Annotated in this window: 19 protein-coding genes and 3 pseudogenes; 14 read left to right on the plus strand and 8 right to left on the minus strand. The window is 65.0% G+C overall.

What is annotated here, in order from left to right; genetic code table 11:
* The first annotated feature begins 19 nt into the window (after positions 1–19).
* The 6 genes from H1B27_RS01295 to H1B27_RS01320 all read left to right on the plus strand — a co-directional run bounded on the left by H1B27_RS01295 (position 20) and on the right by H1B27_RS01320 (position 5,509).
* Entirely contained in the window at positions 20–736 is a 717-nt protein-coding gene (locus H1B27_RS01295; RefSeq protein ID WP_061883531.1) for an HAD family hydrolase, read from the plus strand.
* A 16-nt stretch (positions 737–752) separates the two neighbouring features.
* Positions 753–2,060 (plus strand): NAD(P)/FAD-dependent oxidoreductase, encoded by a 1,308-nt coding sequence (locus tag H1B27_RS01300; protein WP_197964719.1) that lies wholly within the window; start codon positions 753–755, stop codon positions 2,058–2,060.
* 29 nt (positions 2,061–2,089) lie between these two features.
* A complete protein-coding gene (locus H1B27_RS01305) occupies positions 2,090–3,139 on the plus strand; it encodes an ABC transporter substrate-binding protein (protein WP_197964672.1) in 1,050 nt (349 codons plus the stop codon).
* A 156-nt stretch (positions 3,140–3,295) separates the two neighbouring features.
* The gene (locus tag H1B27_RS01310) at positions 3,296–4,108 is read left to right on the plus strand and encodes an ABC transporter permease (protein ID WP_197964720.1); all 813 of its coding nucleotides are present in this window, start codon (positions 3,296–3,298) and stop codon (positions 4,106–4,108) included.
* The gene (locus H1B27_RS01315) at positions 4,105–4,890 is read left to right on the plus strand and encodes an ABC transporter permease (protein ID WP_061883530.1); all 786 of its coding nucleotides are present in this window, start codon (positions 4,105–4,107) and stop codon (positions 4,888–4,890) included. Before H1B27_RS01310 ends, H1B27_RS01315 begins: the two co-directional genes overlap by 4 nt.
* A 160-nt stretch (positions 4,891–5,050) precedes the next feature.
* Entirely contained in the window at positions 5,051–5,509 is a 459-nt protein-coding gene (locus H1B27_RS01320; protein WP_245312278.1) for a hypothetical protein, read from the plus strand.
* Between the two features lie 176 nt (positions 5,510–5,685).
* Here H1B27_RS01320 and H1B27_RS01325 read toward each other — a convergent pair whose 3' ends face one another.
* Positions 5,686–6,081 (minus strand): (2Fe-2S)-binding protein, encoded by a 396-nt coding sequence (locus H1B27_RS01325; protein WP_311976915.1) that lies wholly within the window; start codon positions 6,079–6,081, stop codon positions 5,686–5,688.
* Positions 5,979–6,815, minus strand: a complete 837-nt coding sequence (locus H1B27_RS01330; RefSeq protein ID WP_197964674.1) for a xanthine dehydrogenase — start codon at positions 6,813–6,815, stop codon at positions 5,979–5,981. Before H1B27_RS01330 ends, H1B27_RS01325 begins: the two co-directional genes overlap by 103 nt.
* A gap of 317 nt (positions 6,816–7,132) precedes the next feature.
* On the opposite strand from H1B27_RS01330, the gene H1B27_RS01335 reads away from it, so the two are divergent.
* The gene (locus H1B27_RS01335; RefSeq protein WP_197964675.1) at positions 7,133–7,972 is read left to right on the plus strand and encodes an SDR family NAD(P)-dependent oxidoreductase; all 840 of its coding nucleotides are present in this window, start codon (positions 7,133–7,135) and stop codon (positions 7,970–7,972) included.
* 255 nt (positions 7,973–8,227) lie between these two features.
* Positions 8,228–9,361 (plus strand): annotated as a pseudogene (locus H1B27_RS01340) (sigma 54-interacting transcriptional regulator); the annotation flags it as partial.
* A gap of 2 nt (positions 9,362–9,363) precedes the next feature.
* Here the strand turns inward: H1B27_RS01340 and modA are convergent.
* Positions 9,364–10,056, minus strand: a pseudogene (modA, locus tag H1B27_RS01345) (molybdate ABC transporter substrate-binding protein); the annotation flags it as partial.
* A 235-nt stretch (positions 10,057–10,291) separates the two neighbouring features.
* Between modA and modD the strand changes: the two are divergent.
* A complete protein-coding gene (gene modD, locus H1B27_RS01350) occupies positions 10,292–11,206 on the plus strand; it encodes a ModD protein (RefSeq protein WP_197964676.1) in 915 nt (304 codons plus the stop codon).
* 30 nt (positions 11,207–11,236) lie between these two features.
* Here the strand turns inward: modD and H1B27_RS01355 are convergent, their stop codons facing one another.
* A complete protein-coding gene (locus H1B27_RS01355) occupies positions 11,237–12,148 on the minus strand; it encodes a DMT family transporter (protein ID WP_197964677.1) in 912 nt (303 codons plus the stop codon).
* 443 nt (positions 12,149–12,591) lie between these two features.
* Here H1B27_RS01355 and H1B27_RS01360 point away from each other — a divergent pair, with 443 nt between their 5' ends.
* Positions 12,592–13,449, plus strand: coding sequence for an SDR family oxidoreductase (locus H1B27_RS01360; protein ID WP_197964678.1), 858 nt, complete (start codon positions 12,592–12,594; stop codon positions 13,447–13,449).
* 91 nt (positions 13,450–13,540) lie between these two features.
* Here H1B27_RS01360 and H1B27_RS01365 read toward each other — a convergent pair whose 3' ends face one another.
* A complete protein-coding gene (locus H1B27_RS01365; protein ID WP_061883520.1) occupies positions 13,541–14,056 on the minus strand; it encodes a YciE/YciF ferroxidase family protein in 516 nt (171 codons plus the stop codon).
* An 86-nt stretch (positions 14,057–14,142) separates the two neighbouring features.
* Here H1B27_RS01365 and H1B27_RS01370 point away from each other — a divergent pair, with 86 nt between their 5' ends.
* Positions 14,143–14,337 (plus strand): hypothetical protein, encoded by a 195-nt coding sequence (locus H1B27_RS01370; RefSeq protein WP_061883519.1) that lies wholly within the window; start codon positions 14,143–14,145, stop codon positions 14,335–14,337.
* Positions 14,338–14,800: 463 nt separating this feature from the next.
* Complete coding sequence (locus H1B27_RS01375) at positions 14,801–17,122, plus strand: molybdopterin guanine dinucleotide-containing S/N-oxide reductase (protein ID WP_197964679.1); 2,322 nt, start codon at positions 14,801–14,803, stop codon at positions 17,120–17,122.
* A 235-nt stretch (positions 17,123–17,357) separates the two neighbouring features.
* Here H1B27_RS01375 and H1B27_RS01380 read toward each other — a convergent pair whose 3' ends face one another.
* Positions 17,358–18,335: a helix-turn-helix domain-containing protein gene (locus H1B27_RS01380; RefSeq protein ID WP_061883518.1), complete on the minus strand. Its 978-nt coding sequence runs from the start codon at positions 18,333–18,335 to the stop codon at positions 17,358–17,360.
* A 500-nt stretch (positions 18,336–18,835) separates the two neighbouring features.
* Between H1B27_RS01380 and H1B27_RS39920 the strand changes: the two are divergent.
* Positions 18,836–18,958 (plus strand): annotated as a pseudogene (locus tag H1B27_RS39920) (winged helix-turn-helix domain-containing protein); the annotation flags it as partial.
* A 71-nt stretch (positions 18,959–19,029) separates the two neighbouring features.
* Complete coding sequence (locus H1B27_RS01385; protein ID WP_311976916.1) at positions 19,030–21,438, plus strand: ATP-binding protein; 2,409 nt, start codon at positions 19,030–19,032, stop codon at positions 21,436–21,438.
* A gap of 25 nt (positions 21,439–21,463) precedes the next feature.
* On the opposite strand, the gene H1B27_RS01390 is transcribed toward H1B27_RS01385, so the two are convergent.
* Both H1B27_RS01390 and H1B27_RS01395 read right to left on the minus strand, forming a co-directional pair.
* Entirely contained in the window at positions 21,464–22,420 is a 957-nt protein-coding gene (locus H1B27_RS01390) for an alpha/beta fold hydrolase (protein ID WP_061883516.1), read from the minus strand.
* A 128-nt stretch (positions 22,421–22,548) separates the two neighbouring features.
* Positions 22,549–23,256 (minus strand): hypothetical protein, encoded by a 708-nt coding sequence (locus H1B27_RS01395; RefSeq protein ID WP_061883515.1) that lies wholly within the window; start codon positions 23,254–23,256, stop codon positions 22,549–22,551.
* Positions 23,257–23,308: the final 52 nt, after the last annotated feature.

Genomic DNA, 23,308 nt, shown 5'->3' on the forward strand with positions numbered 1-23,308 from the left:
ACCGAGAGAAGAAACGACCATGTCCAGCCCAGCCGCATTCAGCCATTTCAAGGTCCTCACCTTCGACGTCGTCGGCACCTTGATCGATTTCGAGAGTGGCGTCCTTGCCGCGGTGCGCCGGATTTCGGGCAAGACCCCGGCCGAGCTCAGCGATGACCGGATCTTCGAGCCCTACAAGCGCGGCCGCGACAGGCACTATGGGCGCTCGAGCGAGGCGATGTTCCACGTCTATCGCCATCTCGCCCAGGAGCTGGGTCTGCCGGCCGATGATGCCGCCTGCGATGCATTCCAGCTCTCGGTGCTGCGCTGGGGCCCCTTCGCCGATTCCGTCGAGGCCCTGAAGCGCCTGCGCACCAGATTCCGCCTGGTCGCGATGACCAACGCCGACCGCGTCGCGCTGTCCGCCTACGCCCATGCACTCGGCGATCCCTTCGACGACACCGTATGCGCCGACGATACGGGCGTCGCCAAGCCGAACCCCGAGTTCTTCGCCTACAACAAGGGGCGGCAGTCCGCCTTCGGCTACAAGCAGTCCGACATATTGCACGTCGCGCAGAGCCAGTATCACGACATCGGAATCGCCCGGAAGCTCGGCTACAAGGTTTGCTGGATCGAGCGCCGCCAGGGCATCGCCGGGTTCGGCGGCACGCCGGCTGTGGAGACGTTGACCCGGCCGGACTTCCATTTCCCGACCTTGAAAGCGCTGGCCGATGCGGCCATCGGGCCGACGGCGTAAGGACGTGAACGTGGGCATGACAGGGGAGTGGAGCGCGCTGCCATCGGCCAACTCGCTGTGGGCTGCCACGGCGGAGCCGGCGCGCGACTTTCCGGTGTTCGCGGGCGAGCATCAGGCGGACGTGGTGATCATCGGTGCGGGCTATACCGGCCTGTCCGCTGCGCACCACATCGCCCAAAGCGGCCTGTCACCGGTCGTGCTGGAAGCCAACCGTCCCGGCTGGGGCGCGAGCGGACGCAATGGCGGGGTGATCACCGCGAAATTCCGGCTGTCGTTCCGGCAGATCGACGCCGTGCATGGCCGCGACATGGCGCGGCGCATGTACGAGATCGCGCATGAATCGACCGACATCGTCGAGGAGCTCGTCTCCGAATTCGGCATCACCAGCGCGAACCTGACGCGCACGGGCCAGGTCAAGGCCGCGCACAACGAGACGACGCTGCGGGCCGCGATCGACGAGGCCAACTGGATGACGCGCGAGATGGGCTCGGCCGAGGTCCGCATCCTCGACAGGGGCGGCGTGCGCGAGGAGACCGGCTCGGACGTCTTCGTCGGCGGCGTGCTCAACCCAGGCTCGGGCGGCATTCATCCGCTGAACTATCTGCGCGGCCTCGCCGACGGCCTGGCGCGCAGGGGCGTTCCGATCTTTCAGGAATCGCCGGTGATGAAGCTCCGGCGGGATACCGACGGCATCGTCGCCGAGACGCCGCGAGGCGTCGTGCTGGCCAGGCAGGCGATCATCGCCACCAACAGCTATTCCGACCTCACCGGTGCGACGGCGCGTCTGCAGCGCACACTGATCCCGTTCCGCAGCGCCATCATCGCAACCGATGAACTGCCGCGTAACCTCGCCGGAAAGTTGATGCCGACGAGCCGCACCTACACCGAGACCAAGCGCATGATGCGCTGGTTCCGCATGGTCGACAACCGCGTGATCTTCGGCGGCCGCGGCGCCTTCGGCAAGCAGGACTCGCACGCCGCATTCGATGCGCTGCGCAAGGCCATGGTCGGCATCTTCCCCGATCTCGCCGACGTTCCGCTCGCCTACACTTGGTCCGGACTCGTCGGCATGACGCTGGATTCGGTGCCGCATATCGGCCGGCTCGACGACCGCACGCTGTTCTCGGTCGGCTACAACGGCGCCGGCGTCGCGATGTCGAGCCTGATGGGCCGCTATCTCGCCGCCCTCGTGCGCGGCGAGACGCCCGAGCTGGCGCTGCTCGATGCGCGGCGCATGAAAGCGATCCCGTTCTATCCGCTGCGCGAGCCAGCCGTCCGCATGGTCGCCGGCTGGTATCAGTTTCTCGACGCGATCGGTCAGTGACGTTTTTTTTGACGATGGAGGAGGCGAGGATGATGACGACACGGACTTTTGGACTGGGCTGTGCCGTAGCGGGCGCAATTGCCCTCGGCGGCACGGCGGCGGATGCCGCCGAGCAGATCACCTTCGTCTCGCAGGGCGGCGCCTATCAGCAGGCGCAGACGGTGGCGGTCCTCGATCCCTCCGCCAAGAAGCTCGGCATCACCATCAACCAGGATTCCATTCCCGATGCCTGGCCTGCGATCAAGACCCAGGTCGGCAGCGGCAAGCCGATCTGGGACGTGGTCGACACGCCAACCGGCTATTGCTTGCGCGGTGGCGAGCAGGGGCTGATCGAGAAGCTCGACTTCTCGAGGATCCCGAACGCGGCGGCGATGCCGGAGGCCTATCGTAGCCCATATTCGATCTCCTACGAGTTCTATTCGAGCGTGCTGGCCTACAGCCAGAAGATCTTCCCGAAGGACGCGCCGAACAGCTGGGCCGATTTCTGGGACGTCAAGAAATTTCCAGGCCGCCGGGCGCTGCGCAACCACCCGATCGCCACGCTCGAGGCGGCGCTGATGGCCGACGGCGTCGCGCCGGACAAGCTCTATCCGCTCGACGTCGACCGCGCCTTCAAGAAGCTGGAGGAGATCAAGCCGCACATCACGGTGTGGTGGACCTCGGGCGCGCAGTCGGCGCAGCTGCTCAACGACGGCGAGGTCGATATCGAGATGGCTTGGAACGGCCGCGTCAGCGCGCTCGCCAAGGAAGGCGCCAAGGTCGCCTTCACCTACAACCAGGGCATTCTGCAGAGCACCTCGCTCTGCATCCTCAAGGGCGCACCGAACCTCGACACGGCCGTGAAATTCCTCAACGAGGCCGTCGATCCCGTGCATCAGGCCAATCTGCCGCTCCACATCGACTACGGCCCGGGCAATCCCAAGGCATTCGAGACCGGCGTGATCAAGCCGGAGCGCGCCGCACAATTGCCGAGCGAACCGGCGAATGCAGCCAGGCAGGCGCTGATGTCCTACGCCTGGTGGTCCTCGCCGGCCGGTGAAGCCGCCGAGAAGCGCTGGGCGTCGTTCCTGCAGAAGTAGGTCGAGCGAAGAAATGAGCCGTAGGAGCAGCCGCACCGATTCTCCTCTCCCTCTCCCGGCTGTGGAAGAGGTCCAGCAACCGAGAGCAGCGAGGCCGCGTTGAAGAGATCAGTGCCCGATCCATCAGAGCAGCATCGGCGCCGCGAGAACGGGCTGATGCTGGCGCTGGTGTCGCCGGCGCTGCTCGTGATCCTGCTCCTGATCGTGCTGCCGGTCGGCTGGCTGGCCTGGCAATCGGTCTATCAGGACGGCTTCACGCTGGAACATTATCGCCGCGTCCTCACCGAGGCCATCTACTGGCGCAGCTTCGCGCTGACCTTCGAGATCAGCCTCGCGGTGACCGTCATCGCGCTGCTGCTCGGCTATCCCGTGGCGTATCTCGCCAACTCCGTGCCGAAGGGATGGAGCATCCTCATCCTGTCGCTGGTCGTGCTGCCGTTCTGGACCAGCGTGTTGGTCCGCGCCTATGCGTGGCTGGCACTGCTGCAGCGGTCCGGCGTGATCAACCAGTTTCTGCGCTATCTCGACGTCATCAGCGAACCGCTCGCGCTGGTCCACAACACGTTCGGCACGGTCGTCGCAACCGTGCACATCCTGCTGCCGTTCATGGTGCTGCCGCTCTATGCGACCATGCAGAAGATCCCCGGCGATCTGATGCAGGCCGGCGCCAGCCTCGGTGCGAGCCCGACGCTGACCTTCGTGCGGGTCTTCCTGCCGCTGTCGCTGCCGGGTGTACTCGCGGGCTGCACCATGGTGTTCGTGCTCTGCCTCGGCTTCTACATCACGCCGGAGCTGCTCGGCGGCGGCCGCACGGTGATGGTGTCGATGCTGGTCAGCCGAAATGTCGAGCTCTACAACCAGTTCGGCGCTGCAAGCGCCGTGGCCGTGGTGCTGCTTCTGAGCGTGCTCTTGATCTTCGTCGTCGTCGGCCGCTTCGTCGCGCTCGATCGCATCCTGGGGCAGAAATGACGCGCCTCTCGCCCGCACGGATTGCGCTCTATGTGGTCAGCGCCCTGGTGCTGGTCTATCTGATCCTGCCGGTTCTGATCATCGCGCCGATCTCGTTCTCCAGCGCGCGGTTCCTGACCTTCCCGCCACCCTCGTTCTCGCTGCGCTGGTATCAGCAATATTTCGCCAATCCCGCCTGGATGCAGGCGACGCGGGTGACGCTCACGCTCGCGCTGCTGACGGTGCTGATTGCAACGCCGCTCGGCGTCGCCGCCGCCTATGCCATCAGCCAATCGAAGCTGCGCATCATGCGCATCATCCATCTGGCGCTGCTGCTGCCGCTGGTGGTGCCGATCATCATCATCGCGGTCGGGATCTTCTTCGTCTACGCCAGGGTCGGCCTCGTGGCGACCATGCCGGGCCTGGTGCTGGCGAACGTGATGCTGGGCCTGCCGTACGTCGTCATCTCGGTCCTGGCTGGCCTGCAGAGCTTCGATCCGGCGCAGGAGATGGTGGCGCGCAGCCTCGGCATGAACCGGCTGCGCAGCTTCTTCGCGGTGACCTTGCCGCAGATCAAGTCCAGCGTGATCGCCGGCGGCGTCTTCGCCTTCATCTCGGCGATGGACGAGACCATCGTCGCCTTGTTCATCTCCGGTGGCCAGTACCAGCCGCTGACCAAGCGCATGTTCACCGCGCTGCGCGACGAGATCGACCCGACCATCGCAGCGATCTCGACGCTGATGACGGCGGCGTCCTTCATGCTGGTGCTGCTGGCGAGCGCGCGGCAGCGGAGGAATTCTTAAGGCGCCCGGCGTTCGGGGGGCGCAGCGATTGATCGCGGCGATGGAAACAGCATCCTGCTACTGAACGAGATCGGCCCCACCCAATTGATGGAGCGCGTAGCGCCGCAATCTCTGAGCACACGCCGGCGTTGATCTGGATCAACGCGAGCTCTTGACCGGCGTGGCTTCCTTGCGTTTACCGAACATGCCGGAGAACCTTTGCATGGACCAGATTGCGTCGGGCGCGGCATTGGGAGCGGAGACAGACATGAATGCGACCATATTTTCGCTTGCGCTGCTGGCGAGTTCCTCGTTGTTAGAGGTCTCGGACAAAGTTCCGGAGCTGAAAGTCGAAGCTCTATGCAAGGCGACGTCCGAGACGGACAAGGCGATGGGATTGGCACTGCCGCAGAGCTTTTCCGACTGCATGCGCGACGAGACCACAGCGCAGCAGCAACTCGGCGAGATCTGGGCCGCGACGAAGCTCGCCGTCCGCGACGTATGCGAGGGCGAAGCGACAAGCGGCGGGAGCCAAAGCTACGTCGATCTACTCACCTGCATCCAGATGACGGGCGTTGCACCTGCGACAACGGCGATGCCCGCGCTCAGAGGCGCGAGCAAGAACCGAAGCAGGCAATAGGAAGCCATGCCTCGCGCGTGGCCGGGTTGCTTCTGTCCAGCCCATCGGCTCTGGGTCGATGCTTTCAACCTTGGTTCCCTTCACCAGACGGTCTGGCTGGTGCGCGACATTCCGCCGGCCCCGCCGCCTCCACGACGGCGGTGAGGGTATAAGATTCGTCATCATCGCATCGCGCCTTAGTGGTCAGGCGCCTCTTGCGCATACCTGATCATGGCGCCCGGGGGGCTGCTCAGCGAACGCAGCCGGGCTTCCGCGAGACCAGGAGCGGGATCGCCCGTCAGTGCGCTCCCGTGTACGCAGCGCGGCGGCTGTTCCTCCAGGATCCGTCGTACGGATTGGGAGCATCGTCCGCACCTGACGGTGCAGCCCAGGCAGTCATAGACCTGCGCGGCCGAAAAGAGCTCGTCGTCGGTCGAGCCGACCGCACCCCTGATGTCGTGATCGCTGATGATGTTGCAGGAGCAGACGATCATGCCGGATTCCGTTGCGTGATGCGATATGCGGTGTGGAGCTTGACGGCGGCGGCTGTTGCATTGGCAATGGCGCGCCCGCGCTGATCCGTGCCGGTCCATTGGGCGTGCCGTCCGCGCGGATCGATTTCCAGCAACTTGACGCCGGCCGGAACTTCGCTGCCGTCGCGGGCGATGCCGCGCAGGATTCCGTCGCGCGGCGCGAGCACGGGAATGCCGGCGAGATGGCCGAGCACGAGATCCCGATAGACGCGGGTGCCGATCTCGACCGGCGTGTGCCAGCGTCCCGCGAACGGCGAATAGACGAAGCGCTCTGCGCCGACACCACCCAGTGAACTCGCAACGCCATCGGCAGCGTCGGTCCAGCGAGCGTCGGTGACAGGCCCGATCTTGCCGGGCCGGGTCTCGACCGAGACGTCGCAATTGGAGTTCGATGAGAAGCCGGGCCCAAGTCCGATCGCGAGCCGGGCGAGCCGCCTGAGGTCGGGCGTGATCCGGCGCTTCTGCAGGCGCGCATCGATCAGAAGGTCGATGTGGCGGACCGGAAGCAGATCGAGCAGGCCGAGCCATGTGACCAGGATTTGTGCCGGCCGACGGAGCGCCTGATGGACCTGTACGCCGTCGTCGACGCGCTCGGCGACAATGTCCTCGAGCTGCACGGTGTCCGTGAAGAGCGCGTCATGAAAGGCCATCTTGCGCCGAATCACCGGCGGATCCGGATCGTGTGACATCACGACGCAATATCCGGCGCGCACGAGTTGGATGCCGATCGCGGATGCGATCTCATTGGTGCCGAGGATGACGGCAAGGAGTCGATGGTGGTTCGGCTGGGGCATTTGAAACCACGTTTGCGGAGTAAGCGCAGCGAGATGTGATCAAGTTTGGAACAAGAAGAGCAAGAGCCGGGCCATTTGGAATGATTGAAAAACAGCTCTCAACCTCCGGCCGGCACTCGGAAAGGAGGTTTACGCCGTGACGGCGCCGCTTGGTTCGAAAGCCCACGCGTGCATGTCGCAAATCTGGCAGCGTGTCGCGAAGCCGACATTCAGTCGTGAAAATTGCAGCGATCCGGCGGTGAAGCGTGGCCCAAATCCTGCAAAGTTGCTCTCGTTGTCATTGTCTGGCGTCCGTCCGGACGCGGCGAGGAGTTGACATGACGCTCGATCTCTTGGATCGCGATGGTGCCCCTTCGGGTACATCGGCACCCGATGTCGCACTGTGTCCGTTTCACGGCGACAAGTCGCGGGCACAACATGGCGAGCGCAAAACGCTGGTTCTGACTGGCGCGTCCCGCGGCATCGGCCATGCGACGGGAAAGCTGTTCTCGGAGGCCGGCTGGCGGATCATCACCTGCTCCCGGCAACCGTTCGACGGTGAACGGTGTCCCTGGGATTCAGGGACGGACAATCATGTGCAGGTGGAGTTGAGCGACCATCGCGCGCTGCCGCGGGCGGTCGCCGGGATCAAGGAGCGGCTCGACGGCGGGCCGCTGCATGCACTGATCAACAATGCCGGTATTTCGCCCAAGGCGGATGATGGCACCCGGCTGAACTCGTTGACGACGCCGGTCGAGACCTGGATGAGCGTGTTCCACGTCAATCTGCTCGCGCCGGTCCTGTTCGCGCAGGGCCTCGTCGACGAGTTGAAGCTGGCTGCCGGCGCGATCGTCAATGTCACCTCGATCGTGGGCTCCCGGGTGCATCCGTTTGCCGGCACCGCCTATGCGACGTCGAAGGCTGCGCTTGCGTGCCTGACCCGCGAGATGGCGCACGACTATGCGCCGTTCGGAATTCGCGTGAACGCGATCGCGCCCGGTGAGATCAAGACCGACATCCTGTCGCCGGAGACCGAGGCCCAACTTGCACCGATCATCCCGTTGCATCGCGTGGGTACGCCGGACGAGGTCGCGAAGGTCATCTTCTTTCTGTGCTCGGACGCGGCCAGCTACGTCACAGGTGCGGAGGTACCAATCAACGGCGGACAGCACGTGTGATCGGGGAGCGGCAGTCCGTCCGGGAAAAAACTTCGCGGATTTGCGCTGGATCAATGCGGCGGTTTCGATTCCGAGCGTGTCGCTCTCCCGGAGGGTAAATTTCACGAATTGGATGACAAAGCGTGCAAGTGCGACGGAATCTTTTTGCAGCAATGCCGACAAGTTGAGCGCGACTCCCGACACGACATGAATCAGAATAAGACAAATTCCAGAGAACGCGGCCGGGAGGATGTAACGAGCAACGGAGATTCCGTCATGCTGAATGCTGCTCCCTCGGTTGAACGACACAGGGCCGAACAGACGGCACCGATCGTACCGATCAGCGAGATCGCGCTGACCGGCATCTTCGAGATCTCAAAGATACTGACGGCGCCAACCCGGCTGGAGACGACGCTCGCCAACGTCGTCAACCTCCTGCAGTCGTTTCTCCAGATGCGCCATGGTGTGGTCGCTCTGCTCGCGGACGACGGTATTCCCGACCTCGCGGTCGGGGCCGGATGGAGCGAAGGCAGTGACGAACGCTATCGCGGGCGGTTGCCGCAGAAGGCCGTTGATCAGATCGTCGCGACCGCGATGCCGCTGGTCGCAGAAAACATTGCCACCCATCCCGCCTTCAGCCCGACGGACGTAGAGACCCTCGGCGCCTCGGAGACGATCCGCGTATCGTTCATCGGCGTCCCGATCCGCAGCGATGCCAAGGTCGTGGGCACCCTGACGGTCGACAGGGTCTGGGACGAGCGATCGATGTACCGGCTCGATTCCGACGTGCGTCTGCTGACGATGGTCGCCAATCTCGTCGGCCAGACCGTGAAGCTGCATCGGATTGTCGCGCAGGACCGCGAACGGCTGATGCATGAGAGCTACCGCCTTCAGAAGGAACTATCCGAGCTCAAGCCTGCGCGCGATCGCCGCAAGGTTCACGTCGAAGGCATTATCGGCGACAGTCCGGCGCTGCGCGGGCTGTTGGAGAAGATCGCGGTCGTGGCCAAATCCAACTCGACCGTGCTGCTGCGGGGTGAATCCGGCACCGGCAAGGAGCTGATCGCGAAGGCCATTCACGAACTCTCGCCGCGGGCTAAGCGTCCGTTCATCAAGATCAACTGCGCGGCTCTGCCGGAATCGGTGCTGGAGTCCGAGCTGTTCGGCCATGAGAAGGGCGCCTTCACCGGCGCGCTCAATTCACGGAAGGGCAGGTTCGAGCTGGCCGACAAGGGCACCCTGTTCCTGGACGAGATCGGCGAGATATCCGCCTCGTTCCAGGCCAAGCTGCTGCGCGTGCTGCAGGAGCAGGAGTTCGAGCGCGTCGGCGGCAACCAAACCATCAAGGTCGACGTGCGCGTCATCGCCGCGACCAACCGCAACCTGGAAGAAGCCGTCGCCCGCAACGATCCCCTGAGGAAGCTGATGAACGCACGGGCAGCCTCGTTGCCGGCGCCCGCCTTCAGCAGGACCGCGTCCTGCCGGATCGGGTTATAGAGCGCCTGCGGTACCACCCAGCGCGAACCGGCCTCGCTGCCGGTCAGTTGCGACAGCGCCACGAAGCCGACCTCGGCATTCCCCGTCTCGACGAACTGATAGGCCTGGGTGATGGTGGCACCCTCCACCAGCCTCGGCTTCAGGGCGTCGTAAAGGCTCAGCGACTTCATGGTCTCCACGGCAGCAAGACCGTAGGGCGCGGCGGCCGGATTGCAGATCGAGAGCTTTGCAAAGGTCGCGGCCTTCAGCGTCTCCTCGCCCGTCACGACGCCCGGCGACTTGCTCCACAGCACGAGCTTGCCGATCGCGTAGGTGAAGCGGCTGCCCGCGACAGCGAGACCCTCCTCGACGAGCTTCTTCGGCCGTGAATCGTCGGCCGACAGGAACACCTGGAACGGCGCGCCTTGCGTGATCTGGGTATAAAATTGCCCGCTCGCGCCGAAGCTGAGCACCGCCTCGTGCTCGGTCTTCTGCTTGAAGAGGGCGGCGATCTCCTTGGCGGCATCGGTGAAGTTGGCGGCTACGGCGACGTTGGTCTGCGCGGCCTGCGCCGATGCGCATGCGAGCAGCAATCCTGCGGCAATGGTGATCGAGCGAAGCAGCTTCATGGTGAACTCCAGCGGACGGTAATTGCTTCAGCGCAGCCCGATTGCTGCAAGGTGCCGGCCGGAAGCATCCCAGCAATCGGCGTGCCGGATATGCGGTCGCAGTCTCTGGTGTGCGCCTTGCAGGAATGGCGTCAAAAGAGGGGCTTCCCGCCTCTCGCAGCGGCGGGACCGATGATCCGTGTCGGATTCCCGACAAGGCCGTCGACAAGCCGACACCAATCAAGGGAAGCACGACATGGCAACCGCTGCATCGCGCGCCGAACTCGAACGCCTGCTGGAGGACGATGTCCCCTATGGCGATCTCACCACCGAGGCGCTCGGGATCGGCGGGGCCATCGGCGTGATGCAGTTCGCCGCGCGCGCACCGATGGTGCTGGCGCTCGCCGAGGATGTCGCCGCGATCATCGCGCTCGCCGGCTGCGACGTGGAACTGTTCGCCGCATCCGGCGCGGTGCTGGAGCAGGGCGCCCCGATCCTCCAGGCGCGCGGTCCGGCCGCGGGCCTGTTGCGGAGCTGGAAGGTGGCGCAAACCTTGATCGAGATCTGGTCGGGCGTGGCCAGCGACACCCGCGCCATCGTCGATGCGGCGAGGGCGGTCGCCCCTCATATCCCGGTCGCCTGCACCCGTAAGAACGTGCCGGGCACCAAGCGCTTTGCGGTCGCGGCCATCAAGGCGGGCGGCGCCGTGATGCACCGGCTCGGCCTGTCCGAAACCGTGCTGGTGTTTCCAGAGCACCGCGTCTTTCTCGGCGACCTGCCGCTGTTTCAAGCCGTCGAGCGATTGCGCCGGGCGGCGCCGGAGAAGAAGCTCGTGATCGAGGTGAAGACCGCCGATGCCGCACTAGCCGCGGCGGTCGCCGGTTTCGACGTGATTCAAGCCGAGAAGTTCTCGCCAGCCGAGATAGCTGCATTGGTCAAGCGCATGGCATCGATGGCCTATACGCGCGCTCGTCCGCTCATCGCCGCCGCCGGTGGCGTCAATGCGGCAAATGCCGCGGCCTATGCGGAAGCTGGCGCCGATGTCCTGGTCACGTCCTCGCCCTATCTGGCGAAGCCGAGAGACGTGCAGGTGGAGATTGCGTCAGCCGACGACGGCACACGTGCGCGGCTTATTCTCAGGAAGGATGCAGCCGTTCCGGCATCGACGTAGCAGGAGCCACCTCTCTCCGAGTCGCCACCGCTATTTGGACAGGCTCCTGGTTTCGGGTTGGCCTCCTCCGAGGAGCAGAACGAGCCCGGCAGTGACAATCGCGATGCCGATCCACTCGATGGTTGTTGGAATCTCCGAAAGTATCGGAATCGCCAACAGCGTCGCACTTGCCGGTACCGCCGCAGCCAGACCGGCCGAGGGCGTCGGCCCGAGTATCCTCGCGGAAATCGAGAACAGGATGACCGCCAAAAAACCGGGCCCCAGGCCCTGGAAGGCAGCCTGAAGCAGTACCGTCGACCACGGCGCATCGTGGATGGTGGAGGGAAGAAAGAGAAACCAGACCGGCAGGAAAAGCAGCGCGTTCGGCACACTGACCAAAACCAGCGCCTGACGCGCCTCGACCTGCCAGTGCCTCACGCCCATGAAGTAGATCGAGAGCACAGCTGACGCCGCGAGGAAGAACGCAATGGCCGATGCCACACTATTGCCGCCGGCGCGCATGCCCGGAACGCCGATGAGCACAGCGCCGACGAGCAGGACGAGAACTGCAATGAGTTGCCGCAATGACGGCATGCGCCGTACGAAAAGCAAACCCAGCAGAATGGTGAAGATCGGCAACGAACCGTTGGCGAATGCTCCCCCGTATGCTGCCGACGAACCCTTCAACCCGAAGTACATCAAGATATTGTACAGCGCGCCGGGGCCAAAAATCGACATCGACAGGATTGCGTGCAGCGGCAGGTGGCGCGGCCACCAGGCCTTGGCGAACGGAAGAACCAGGGCGCCGGAGACCATGAACCGGAGCGCCGTCAAATCGAAGGGTGTCAGGCCGGATTGCATGCCGGCCCTCGAGAAGACGAGAAAGCCAGACCAGATGCAGAATACACCGGCTGCGCTCAGGAGTCCGAGAATCCGCTCGTTCGTTTGGGCTGCTGGAGTCAAGCCGGTGTCCGATTGCTTGAGATATCTTCACGCACCTAAAGCACCTGTGAGTTTCAAATGCTCTCCGCAACATGGTTCTCAAAGGTGACGCCATGGTGAGCGGCCATTCGCGAGAATTAGAACGGTGCGTTGAACTCTAATCGGGGCGAGCCGCGAAAGGCGAGGAATTTGCGCCTCGATAAAGAGGTCAGCGGCCTGGTTTTCCGCGCCCTGGCACGAGATTGTGTGCGGGCGATGAAGCAAGCCAGTGGTCGGAACCAACCTCTGTAAATGGACCGTCCAGCTACTTCGCCCTCGCATTCGTGTGGCTGCTGCTCGCGGAAATCCCGACGGTTGCCGGCTTCGGCTTTCCGCATGACGGATGTCGGCGGGCCGGACACGCTCCAAAGCCAGGAACACTTCCGGCGCCGCCCCGTTAGCGCAGCAAACGCCGGGAGTTGTCCATGACCGACTATCCAAAGCCGCCTTATCCTGCGCAGCAGCAACCGATGCCCGGCTCGACGCGAGCAATGCAGCCCCGGCCGGATCATGGCGAGGAGAGTTACAAAGGCGCCGGGCGGCTTGCGGGAAAGAAAGCCATCATCACGGGCGGAGACAGCGGCATCGGCCACGCGGTGGCGATCGCCTATGCGCGTGAAGGCGCCGATATCGTCATATCCTACCTGAACGAGGACGAGGATGCCGCGGAGGTGAAGGCGCTGGTGGAGCGGGAGGGACGCAAGGTCGTCCTCATCCCCGGCGATATCAGCGATCCCGAGCACTGCCGCGCCATCGTGCGTCGCACCGTCGAGGAGCTCGGCGGCATCGACATCCTCGTCAACAACGCGGCGCATCAGGCCACGTTCAAGGACATCGGGGACATCAGCGACGAGGAATGGCAGCGCACGTTCGAGACCAACATCCACGCCATGTTCTATCTGGCCAAGGCCGCGGTCCCCCACATGCGGCCGGGAGCCGCGATCATCAACACGGCCTCGGTGAACTCCGACATGCCGAACCCGAGCCTGCTGGCTTACGCCACGACCAAGGGAGCCATCCAGAATTTCACGGGTGGGCTAGCGCAGATGCTCGCCGAGAAAGGCATTCGGGTCAACGCGGTGGCCCCGGGTCCGATCTGGACTCCGCTCATCCCCTCGACCATGTCGGAGGAAAGGGTCGAGAACTTCGGCAAGCAGGTCCCGATGCAGCGCGCCGGCCAGCCGGCGGAGCTCGCAACCGCCTATGTCATGCTGGCCGATCCACTCTCGAGCTACACCTCTGGGGCGACGCTGGCCGTCACCGGTGGCAAGCCGTTCATCTGATCGGACGTGTCCGCTAGCGGTGGAGATGAGCGGCGGCGGAAGGAGGATGGCGGCGGCCGCCGCCGCCATCCTTTCGAACAATCGGCCTCGATCACGCGGCGTTCGACGCCTTGGCGTTGACGCCCTTGCGAAGGGCCACCGTGTTCAGCTTGGTGTTGGCGGCCTTCTCTTCGTTCAAATTGGTCGTGAGGAAGCGCACGATGTCGTCGTGGCCGAGCTCTTCGGCCCACGCGATCAGCGTGCCGTAGCGGCACATTTCGTAGTGCTCCACGGCCTGTGCGTTCGCGACGATCGCGGCGTCGAGCACGGACTTGTCCTCGATCTCCCCGGCGGTCTCGTCGGCTTCCTTGATGAGGCCGTCGATGGCCGGACAATGAGTGCCGCTCGGCTCCTTGCCGAGTTTCGCGAACACCTTGTCGAGGCGTTCGACCTGCTTGTTGGTCTCTTCCAGGTGGGCTTTCAGCCCGGTGACGAGGTCCCTGTTGGTCGCCTTGTCGATCATCTTCGGCAGCGCCTTCAGGATCTGCTGTTCCGCGTAATAGATGTCCTGGAGCCCGTGCAGCAGCAGGTCTTCCATCGATTTGATGTCCTTGGTGAAGAATCCCATAAAGACGTCTCCTTTTCACAATGATGGCAGTGGAACGCCGTGGGGCCGTGGCTGTTCCATTGCCGTGGGTAGATCGGGAGAGCCGAATGAACGACGGACAGGATCATCTTGCAGGCCTGCTCGGACGCGCGGCGATGGACGTGTGGGGCGACATGCCCCGCGACATCCAGGAAGCGCTGTTCGAGACCGCCATGAAGGGACGCCCGACGGAGCGTGAGGAGCTGGCGCGATTGCTGCACGAGCGGCATCCGCGCACGCTGCATCCGGCCCGGCCAGGCTGATGCAGCGGGCCAGGAACGATCGTGCGAGTTCCTGATTGGTGAATCGGGTAGCGCGTCACACGGCTCGGATGAGGACCGCGCGAGGCGCACCGCCCGACCCTGTCAATCCGTGAGTCGACCGACGTGACTGAGATGAATATCGGAAAATGGTACGACCCGATTTCGGAGCGGTGGATCGTGCCTCGCCAAACCCGCGCCATCGCCGCCTTCGATCGGTCGAGCGCGGAGGTGCCGCAGACTGGCAAGAGAGAACAGACGCAGCGAATCTGGGACCTGCTGGTCGATTGCTGCGCACGCGGATGATGCTCGTCCTTGCCATGACGCTCGGGACGTCCGACGACCCCTGAGGCTGACTTTGCGCGGGGCAGGTCAGCGTTCACGTCAACCCTGATCTCGACGACGTCCCGATCGGATCGGTATATTACCGCTCCATTGTCGACGCCGCCGGAACAAGGATCAGATGATGGACGATACGATTGGCTTCCCCGACCCGGGTCTCGACCTGTCGGGCGGCTTCAAGCCGCACACCTCGCATTGGGGCGTGTTCTCCGCGCGCCAGGGCGCGGCCGGCCTCGAGGTCAGGGCCTATGCGGGCGATCCCGATCCGAACGGCATCATTGACAATTTTCCCGGCGCGCTCCGCCACCAGGCGCGCATTGCCCAGCCGGCGATCCGCCGCGGCTGGCTGGAGCGCGGGCCGGGCCCCGACGATCGCCGCGGCCGCGACGAGTTCGTCTCCGTCAGCTGGGAGAAGGCGCTTGATCTCCTGGGGGACGAACTCGCACGCATCCGCGACACGCGCGGGCCGGGCGCCGTGTTCGGCGGCTCCTATGGCTGGTCGAGCGCCGGCCGCTTTCATCACGCCCAGAGCCAGGTGCATCGCTTCCTCAACATCGCGATGGGCGGCTATGTGCGCTCGGTCAATTCCTATTCCTCCGGAGCGTCCTCGGTGCTGCTGCCGCAGATCCTGGCGGGCTACGAGGATATCACCAAGCGCAACGTCACCTGGGAGCAGATCGCGGCCGAGAGCGAGATCGTGCTGGCGTTCGGCGGTATGGCGCTGAAGAACTCCATGGTGGCCGGCGGCTCGATCAGCAAGCATGTCGAGCGCGGAACCATGGCGGCGGCGCGGGCGCGCGGCTGCGAGTTCGTCCTGGTCAGCCCGCTGCGCGACGATCTGCCGGTCGAGGCCGGCGCCGAATGGATGAGTTGCGTGCCCGGCACCGACACCGCCTTGATGCTCGGCATCGTCCATACCCTGGTCAGTGAGAACCTGCACGACCAGGCCTTCCTCGATCGCTACACCGAGGGCTGGCCGGTCTTCCTGCGCTATCTCACCGGCGAGAGCGATGGGCAAGCAAAGCATGCCGAGTGGGCCGCCGCAATCTGCGGCGTCGAGGCGGATACGATCCGCAAGCTGGCGCGGCGCCTTGCCGGACGGCGCGCGCTCATCACCATCTCCCATTCGCTTCAGCGCGCCGAGCATGGCGAGCAGCCGGTGTGGATGGGCATGGTGCTGGCGGCAGCCCTCGGCCAGATCGGCCTTCCCGGCGGCGGCTACGCCTATTCGCTGGGTGCGATCGGCTACTACGGCCGCCGTGTCAACGACGTGCCGGGGCCGACGCTGGGGCAGGGTCGTAACGGTGTTGCCGATTTCATCCCGGTGGCGCGCATCGCCGACATGCTGCTCAATCCCGGCAGCACCTATCGCTACAACGGCGAGACGCGCACCTATCCGGACATTCGTCTGGTCTACTGGGCGGGCGGCAATCCCTTCCATCACCATCAGGACATCAACCGCTTGCGCAAGGCATTCGCGCAAGTGGACACATTCGTCGTGCACGAGCTCGCATGGACCGCCACAGCCCGTCACGCCGACATCGTGCTGCCCTCGACGATGACGCTGGAGCGCGAGGACATCGGCTATTCCAGCAACGATCCCCTGATGGTCGCGATGCACCGGATCGCCGAGCCGTTTGGGCTCGCGCGCGACGACTACGAGATCTTTGCCGATCTCGCCGAACGTCTCGGGGCGCGCGAACCCTTCACCGAAGGGCGTACGTCGCGGCAGTGGCTAAAACATCTCTACGAGCCGACTCGCGCATCGCTGGCCAAGCGCGGCCTCGAAGCTCCTGATTTCGACGCGTTCTGGGCGCGCGGCAGCCTGGTCGTGCCCCAGCAGCCCGATGACGGTGGCCGGCTGCGCCGCTTCCGCGACGATCCGGTCAATCACGCCCTGCCGACGCCGAGCGGGCGGATCGAGATCTTCTCGGCCAAGATCGCAGGTCATGGCGATGCGGATTGTCCCGGCCATCCGGTCTGGCTCGACAAGACCGATACGCCCAAGCCCGGGGCGCCGTGCTTCCTCGTCGCCAACCAGCCGGCGACGCGTCTGCACAGCCAGCTCGATTTCGGCGGACATTCGCTTGCCGCAAAGCATCGCGGCCGCGAGGTCGCGCGCATGAACCCGGTGGATGCGGACGCGCGTGGCATCAAGGACGGCGACATCATTCGCCTGTTCAACGAGCGCGGCGCATGCCTTGCTGCCGTTCACGTCACCGACGGTATCGCGCCCGGCGTGGTCCAGCTTCCGACCGGCGCCTGGTACGATCCGATGGATCCCGAAGACGAGGCGCCGCTCTGCGTCCACGGCAATCCAAACGTACTCACCCGCGACATCGGCACCTCCGCCCTGGCGCAAGGTTGCACCGGTCAGTTGACGACCGTCGAGGTGGAGAAGTTCACCGGCAATCTGCCGCCGATCCGGGCGTTCGATCCGGTGTAGGGGCGTCAGTATTGCGCTTTCGTGCCCCGGACGCAGCGCAGCGATGCGCTGCAGAGCCGGGGCCCATCTCACCGCAAGCTACCGTGGAGCGTTCTGGGTCCCCGGCTCTGCACCGCAACGCTTGCGCGTTGCAGCTCGTCCGGGACACGAGGACTTGCAGCGGCGAGATCGGGAGCAGCAAACAAGTTGAGGCATACCCCTCGTGATCCCTGTCGTCCGTCGCTCGCCGGATCAGCTATGCAGCCGCGCTGGCGATCCAATCCCGCTCCGGAGACGCGTGCCGCCTCGGCCGCGCTTCGACCTTGAGCTGTCCGTCCACGTTGGCAAGGCGCCAGCGCGCCGGAGATTGACCGCTGATGCGCTTGAAGACGGTCGAAAAATGCGCCTGCGTGCTGAAGCCCACCGCGAGCGCGATATCCGCCAATGGCCGCTCGGTGGTCGCGAGCAGAGTCTTCGCATGCTCGACCCGCTGCGTCAGCAGATATTCGCGGGGACGATAACCGGTCGCGGCGCGGAATTGTGCCGCAAAGTGCATCCTGGACAGGCCGGCGACATTGGCGAGCTCGGACAGGCTGATGCAGCGGTCGAAATGATCGGCGATGTGCTGCTCGACGCGCCGCAGCCGCCATTTCGGCAAGGCATTGACCTTGACGCGCGGCAGCTCCATCCGGGTGAGATGCATCGCCAGGGTCTGGCCGATGCAGCGCGTGAACTGCAGGTCCGCGGCGTCACCATGTTCGATCAGCGCCTTGGCGAGCTCCGCAGCGAGCGGATCGCGCAACAGCACGAGGTCATTCAGCCCGTCGGCGTGCGCCGGAAGATGGTCCGTGGAGATGTGGACGTGCAGGAAGGCGCTCGGCGACTGGAATTGTACGCCGAGAGGCTTCGACGGCGCGGTGACATACAGCGACCCCGCCGGCATGGTCCCTTCGAAGATGATCCGGCCATCCCGTATCAGCTTCGCGCGCGTGGTCTTCAGGGCAATGCCGACGAAATAGCGATCATCCGGCGTCGTCGTTTCGTGCGACGAGGTGCTCCGCGGGTCGTCCCATCGCGAGATCGTGATCTCCTCGATCATGCCCTCTTGAGTGCGATCGATCTGACGCCACCGGCTCTCCCGGGCGATCGCCTGTGTGGGGCGATGACCCTCATGATCCCGCGGGGCGGCCGGAAATTCAATCCAGGCGCGCGCCGCGTGCAAGTTGCTCGACATCGTTCGTCCTCTCCTGGTTTCGCCGTGGCTTGCAACGACCGGCAGGCGCGCAAACCAATGCTTTCCATGCTGAGAGGATAAACGTGAGCTGGCCAGGACGCTCGTTAGGGGTGATTAGGAACTGTTAGATTCTGTGGGTGTGCATCAGGTGTGACAGCTCGTCGCAGAGGGGCCGGTTAGGACCAATTTGTCACGCATTTTGCGCGAACGGGACTGGCTCGAGGAGGGCACAAGGCATCGCCAGGCGACCAACGCGCGGTGCGGGTTCGTGCAGTGCCTTCGCTGGACCGCGCTGCGGCGCCTTGTATAGTCGCGCTGCGTTTCGAGGAAGCAGTCGTCAAGATGGGCGCGATGTGACCGAGCTTTCGGCAGGACATGACCGCCGCAGCGGCGACACTGGGCTGATCCTTGATCTCGATGCCGTCTCGTTCGGACCATTTTCGCTGCGTTCGCGGCTGCTGGAGAAGGACGGCGTGCCGGTCAAGCTCGGCAGCCGGGCGATGGACATTTTGCGGCTGCTCGTCAGCCGTGCCGGCGAGGTGGTGCCGAAGAACGAGATTCTCGCCTACGCGTGGTCCGGCCTCTCCGTCGAGGAGATCAGCCTGCGGGTCCATGTCGCGGAGCTGCGCAAGGTGCTCGGCGACGGCAAGGATGGCGCCCGCTACATCACCAACGTTCCGGGCGGGACGACGTCGTGGCCGAGCTGTCGAAGCGCCTGCTCCGCGATCGCTTCGTCACGCTGCGAGGGCCGGGTGGCATCGGCAAGACCACCGTTGCGGCCGCGCTCGCGCATGACATGTGCGACAGATTCAAGGGAAACGTCCATTTCCTCGAATTCGGTCCGCTGCAGGATGCCGCGCTGGTCGCGAGCACGGTTGCCGCCGCGCTGGGCCTCGTCGTGCATCACAACGACCCCGCAGTCAGCATCGTCAATTTTCTGCGCGGGCGACGGCTGCTTTTCATTCTCGACAGCTGCGAGCACGTCATCGACGAGGTCGCGCGTCTCGCGGAAGCCATCTACCGTGAGGCGCCCGGCGTCGCCATCCTGGCAACCAGCCGCGAGTCGCTGCTGGTGGAGGGGGAGCAGATCTTTGAACTCGCTCCTCTGCCAGGTCCGCCGCAGAACGCTCGTCTCAGCGCCGGTGAGGTGCTGGGTTATCCGGCAGCGCGTCTGTTCGTGGACCGCGCCGTCGCGGCAGGCCATCGGGACGCCATCACGGACGAGGACGTGGGAGTCCTGGTCCGGATCTGCGGCAAGCTCGACGGCATCGCCCTTGCGATCGAGCTGGCCGCCGCGCGCGTTGGTCTCTACGGATTGCGCGAGATGGCGGCGCTGCTCGACAGCCATTTGCAGCTCGAATGGCGCGGGCGGCGAACGGCGCCGCCGCGCCAGCAGACGCTCGGCGCCACGCTCGATTGGAGCTTCGGCCTGGTCGGCGAGAGCGAGCGCATCGTGTTCCAGCGCCTCGCCATCTTCGCGGGTCCCTTCACGTTGCAGGGCGCGATAGCGGTGGCGACTGACGCCGCGACGGCGGAGGATCGCGTCGTCCACGCGTTGGAGCAACTCGTGGCCAAGTCGCTGGTATCGGCGCAACCGGACGGCGCGTCGCGGCGCTATCGCCTGCTGGATGCGACGCGTGCCTATGCCATGCAGAAGCTGGTAGGTGGCGGCGAGGCCGACACGATCGCGCGCCGCCATGCCGGATATGTTCAACGCACGCTCGAAGCCGGCATGACAGAGCCGGACAGCCGCGACCAGGCGTCCCGGGGACAGGAGCGGGCCGGCCTGCTCGCCGACGCTCGCGCGGCACTGGCGTGGAGCTACGCCAATGTTGACGGCGCCGGCCTGCGCGTGCCGCTGGCGGGCAGCTGCACGAGGCTGTTCGTCGAGCTCAGCTTGCTGAACGAAGCGCGCATATGGTCCGAACGGGCACTCGCAACGCTCGGTGAGGCCGAGCGGGGCGACAGATGGGAGCTCGAGCTCCAGTCGACGCTCGGTCATGCCCTCATGTTCACCGAGCGCAACAGCGGGCAGGCGGAAGCGGCGCTCAGGCGTGGGCTGGAGATTTCGGAAACGCTCGGCGACCATGCCAATACCTTCCGGCTGCTGTCGCGGCTGAATATGTTCTACCGCCGGACCGGCGGCTATCGGCATCTGGTGCCGACTGCGCGCCACGCCGAGCGGATTGCCCGCCTGATCGGCGATACCGCAGGCGTTGCCGGCAGCAAGGCGCTGCTCGGCGTGTCCTATCACCTCGCCGGGGACCAGCTCGAGGCCCAGGCCCATCTCGACGAGGGCCTGCGCGACGACGCCGCGCTGCGTGGCACTCAACCCGGACATTTCGCCTATTCGCGCACGCCGCAGATTCCGCTTGCGCGCGTGCTATGGCTGCGCGGCTTTCCCGACCGTGCGCTCGAATGCATCCGTCCGCTCGTCGGCGCGTCAGCGCCGCGCGACGTGGTCATGCATTGTATCGCGTTATGCTGGTCCGCCTCGGTGTTCGGCTGGGTTGGCGACTGGTCCTCCGTCGAGGCCATGACCGGTCGCCTGGTGAAGCATGCGAACCTGCACGGGCTCGTTCCTTACGAAGCCGTCGCGACCGGCTTTCGGGCGCAGGCCATGATCGCCCGCGGCGAGGTCCCCGGCGGCATCGACCTGTTGCGGACTGCGCTCCCGCGCCTGCACGCGGATCGCTACGAACTCTACGCGTCGGCGTTCGCAGCCGATCTGTCCCGGGGATTGGCGGCACTCGGACGGCTGCCGGACGCACAAGAGATGCTGCACGAGACCATTGCGCGGATCGAGCAGGAAGGCGGCGCCTTCGACATGCCGGAGCTGCTCCGTCTGCGGGGCGAGCTCGAGGCGCATGGCGGAGACCTCGCAGCTGCCGAGGCAAGTCTGGTCGCGTCGGCGACGCTCGCCGAGCACCAGGGCGCATTGGCCTGGCTGTTGCGAACCGAGATGTCGCTGGCGCGGCTGCGAGACCGTCAAGGTGTGCCAGATTCGCTTGAGCGGCTCGCCAGCACCTACGCCCGATTCTCCGAGGGGTTCGAGACCGCCGATCTCAGGGCGGCACGGCTGATGCTGGATCAGTCGGCCTGATTTTGCGCGGTCCGAAATCCCGGGCCTAGCCCTTGTCCTTTTCCAGGCGCGCAAGGAAGTCGCGAACGAGCGCGGCGATTTCGTCGGCGGCTTCATCCAGCGCGAAGTGGCCCGCCTCCAGGATGTGAACCTCTGCATCCGGCACATCGTCGCGATAGGCTGTGGCGCCGGCGACGGTGAAAGACGGATCGTATTTGCCCCAGACCACCAGCGTCGGCGGCCGCGTCTTGCGCAACCAGTCCTGCCATTTGGGATAGGAGGCGACGTTGGTCCGGTAATCCAGGAACAGCGTGGCCTGGATCTCGGCCTGGCCGGGACGCGTCAGGAACGCGTATTCGTCGTTCCAGGTGTCGGGGTCGTAGCGTTCGGGGTGCGGGCTTGAGCCGAGATGCCGCTGACGCGTCGCCGCCAGCGAGGTGAAATTGGCCTTGAGCGCCTCGAGCTCGTGTGCCGGATCGGCCCAGTACCTGCGACGCGCTTCCCAGAGCGGGCTCAAACCCTGCTCGTGCGACACCGCATTCTGGATGATGATTCCGCGGACACGTTCGGCATGCGCCAGCGCCATGCGGAAGCCGACCGGACCGCCGTAGTCTTGCATGAACAGAACATATTTGCCGAGACCGAGCTTCGTCGTGAGCTCTCCGATCACGCCGGCGATGTTGTCGAACGTATAGGTGAAAGTGGACGGCGGCGGCGCGCTGCTGTTGCCGAATCCGGGATAATCAGGTGCGATCACGTGATATCTGTCGGCGAGCAGCGGCAGCAGAGGCTCCCACATCCGCGACGAGGAGGGGAAGCCATGTAGCAGCAGCAGGGTCGGTGCGTCGGCGGGGCCGGCCTCGCGGTAGAAGATCTCGAGGCCCTGGATATTGACGGTGTGATAGCTGATCGAACGCCGGCTCGATCGCAGGTCCTGTGCCGAGGCGTGCGCAGTCGCGCAGGCCAGGGCTGCCGAGAGTGCAAGGGTAGCTGGAACCTTCATGTCATTGCTCCGATGGCACACGTCGTTGGTTGCTCGCGTGTGCAATCTGCACCGGGTGCCGTCTATTGGCTCGTTATGTATTGTTAGGCGTTGAGAGCAGTGGTCGCCGCTCCCGCGGGTGGTCGTCTCTACTCGAAGATGGCGTCGAAGATCTCGACGTCCATCAGCACGGGCCTGGCGATGACCGTTCCGTCAGGCTGCAGCGTCTGCACGCGTCGAAGTGTCGGCACGACGATGCCGCAGAAGCTGTCATGAGCCCAGGAGAAGTGTGCGACCTTGTTTCCGAAGAGATCGTGGTCCGTCCGCCGTTGCAGGGCGCTCTCGTCGAAATAGAAGATCTGTTCAGGCGCGAGCGTGATGAGGTGCGGGGGGAATTGTGCCCTGAGCCGCCGCCACGTCTCGGCGCCCTCGCGCCAGGGCGGCAGCTCCTCCACCGCGACATCGGGATGGGCGAGCAGGAACGGGCTGGTCAGATAGTTCCAGATCGCGACGCCGCAGAAGAAGACCAGATGCAGTTCGTCGGCAAGCGCAGACGAGCCGGGCTCGGTCAACGCGAGGCTCGGGTTGCGCCAGGTTCGCAGAACTTCGCCATCCAGGCTCTCGATCGTGATCGCGTCGGGTTGAAAGGAGCCGGAGTGTTCGCCCCCGGTGATGCCGGTGAACCGGAGCGATTGCGCGCGGGTTGAGCCTTCCGCGGTCACGTCCTTGAATTCCTGGGCATGTCCGGCGCTGGAGAACAGCGATCCGCCGACGGAAAGGTGGAGCGTAAACCGGTTCAGGCTGTTCCAGTGGGTCAAGCCGCCGCTGGCATCCATTACGTCGTCGAGAAGCGCCATGTCCCGCCATATCCACCATGAAGTGTCGCCACCATGGCGGGGCGCAGGCGGC

Source organism: Bradyrhizobium diversitatis, from assembly GCF_016031635.1.
GTDB classification, from domain to species: domain Bacteria; phylum Pseudomonadota; class Alphaproteobacteria; order Rhizobiales; family Xanthobacteraceae; genus Bradyrhizobium; species Bradyrhizobium diversitatis.

Coding starts and splice junctions, on each gene's coding strand:
- H1B27_RS01295 (WP_061883531.1), top strand. CDS start 20: ATGTCCAGCCCAGCCGCATTCAGCCATTTCAAGGTCCTCACCTTCGAC.
- H1B27_RS01300 (WP_197964719.1), top strand. CDS start 753: ATGACAGGGGAGTGGAGCGCGCTGCCATCGGCCAACTCGCTGTGGGCT.
- H1B27_RS01305 (WP_197964672.1), top strand. CDS start 2,090: ATGATGACGACACGGACTTTTGGACTGGGCTGTGCCGTAGCGGGCGCA.
- H1B27_RS01310 (WP_197964720.1), top strand. CDS start 3,296: ATGCTGGCGCTGGTGTCGCCGGCGCTGCTCGTGATCCTGCTCCTGATC.
- H1B27_RS01315 (WP_061883530.1), top strand. CDS start 4,105: ATGACGCGCCTCTCGCCCGCACGGATTGCGCTCTATGTGGTCAGCGCC.
- H1B27_RS01325 (WP_311976915.1), bottom strand. CDS start 6,081: ATGGACCGGCACGGATCAGCGCGGGCGCGCCATTGCCAATGCAACAGC.
- H1B27_RS01330 (WP_197964674.1), bottom strand. CDS start 6,815: ATGCCCCAGCCGAACCACCATCGACTCCTTGCCGTCATCCTCGGCACC.
- H1B27_RS01335 (WP_197964675.1), top strand. CDS start 7,133: ATGACGCTCGATCTCTTGGATCGCGATGGTGCCCCTTCGGGTACATCG.
- modD (WP_197964676.1), top strand. CDS start 10,292: ATGGCAACCGCTGCATCGCGCGCCGAACTCGAACGCCTGCTGGAGGAC.
- H1B27_RS01360 (WP_197964678.1), top strand. CDS start 12,592: ATGACCGACTATCCAAAGCCGCCTTATCCTGCGCAGCAGCAACCGATG.
- H1B27_RS01365 (WP_061883520.1), bottom strand. CDS start 14,056: ATGGGATTCTTCACCAAGGACATCAAATCGATGGAAGACCTGCTGCTG.
- H1B27_RS01370 (WP_061883519.1), top strand. CDS start 14,143: ATGAACGACGGACAGGATCATCTTGCAGGCCTGCTCGGACGCGCGGCG.
- H1B27_RS01375 (WP_197964679.1), top strand. CDS start 14,801: ATGGACGATACGATTGGCTTCCCCGACCCGGGTCTCGACCTGTCGGGC.
- H1B27_RS01380 (WP_061883518.1), bottom strand. CDS start 18,335: ATGTCGAGCAACTTGCACGCGGCGCGCGCCTGGATTGAATTTCCGGCC.
- H1B27_RS01390 (WP_061883516.1), bottom strand. CDS start 22,420: ATGAAGGTTCCAGCTACCCTTGCACTCTCGGCAGCCCTGGCCTGCGCG.
- H1B27_RS01395 (WP_061883515.1), bottom strand. CDS start 23,256: ATGGCGCTTCTCGACGACGTAATGGATGCCAGCGGCGGCTTGACCCAC.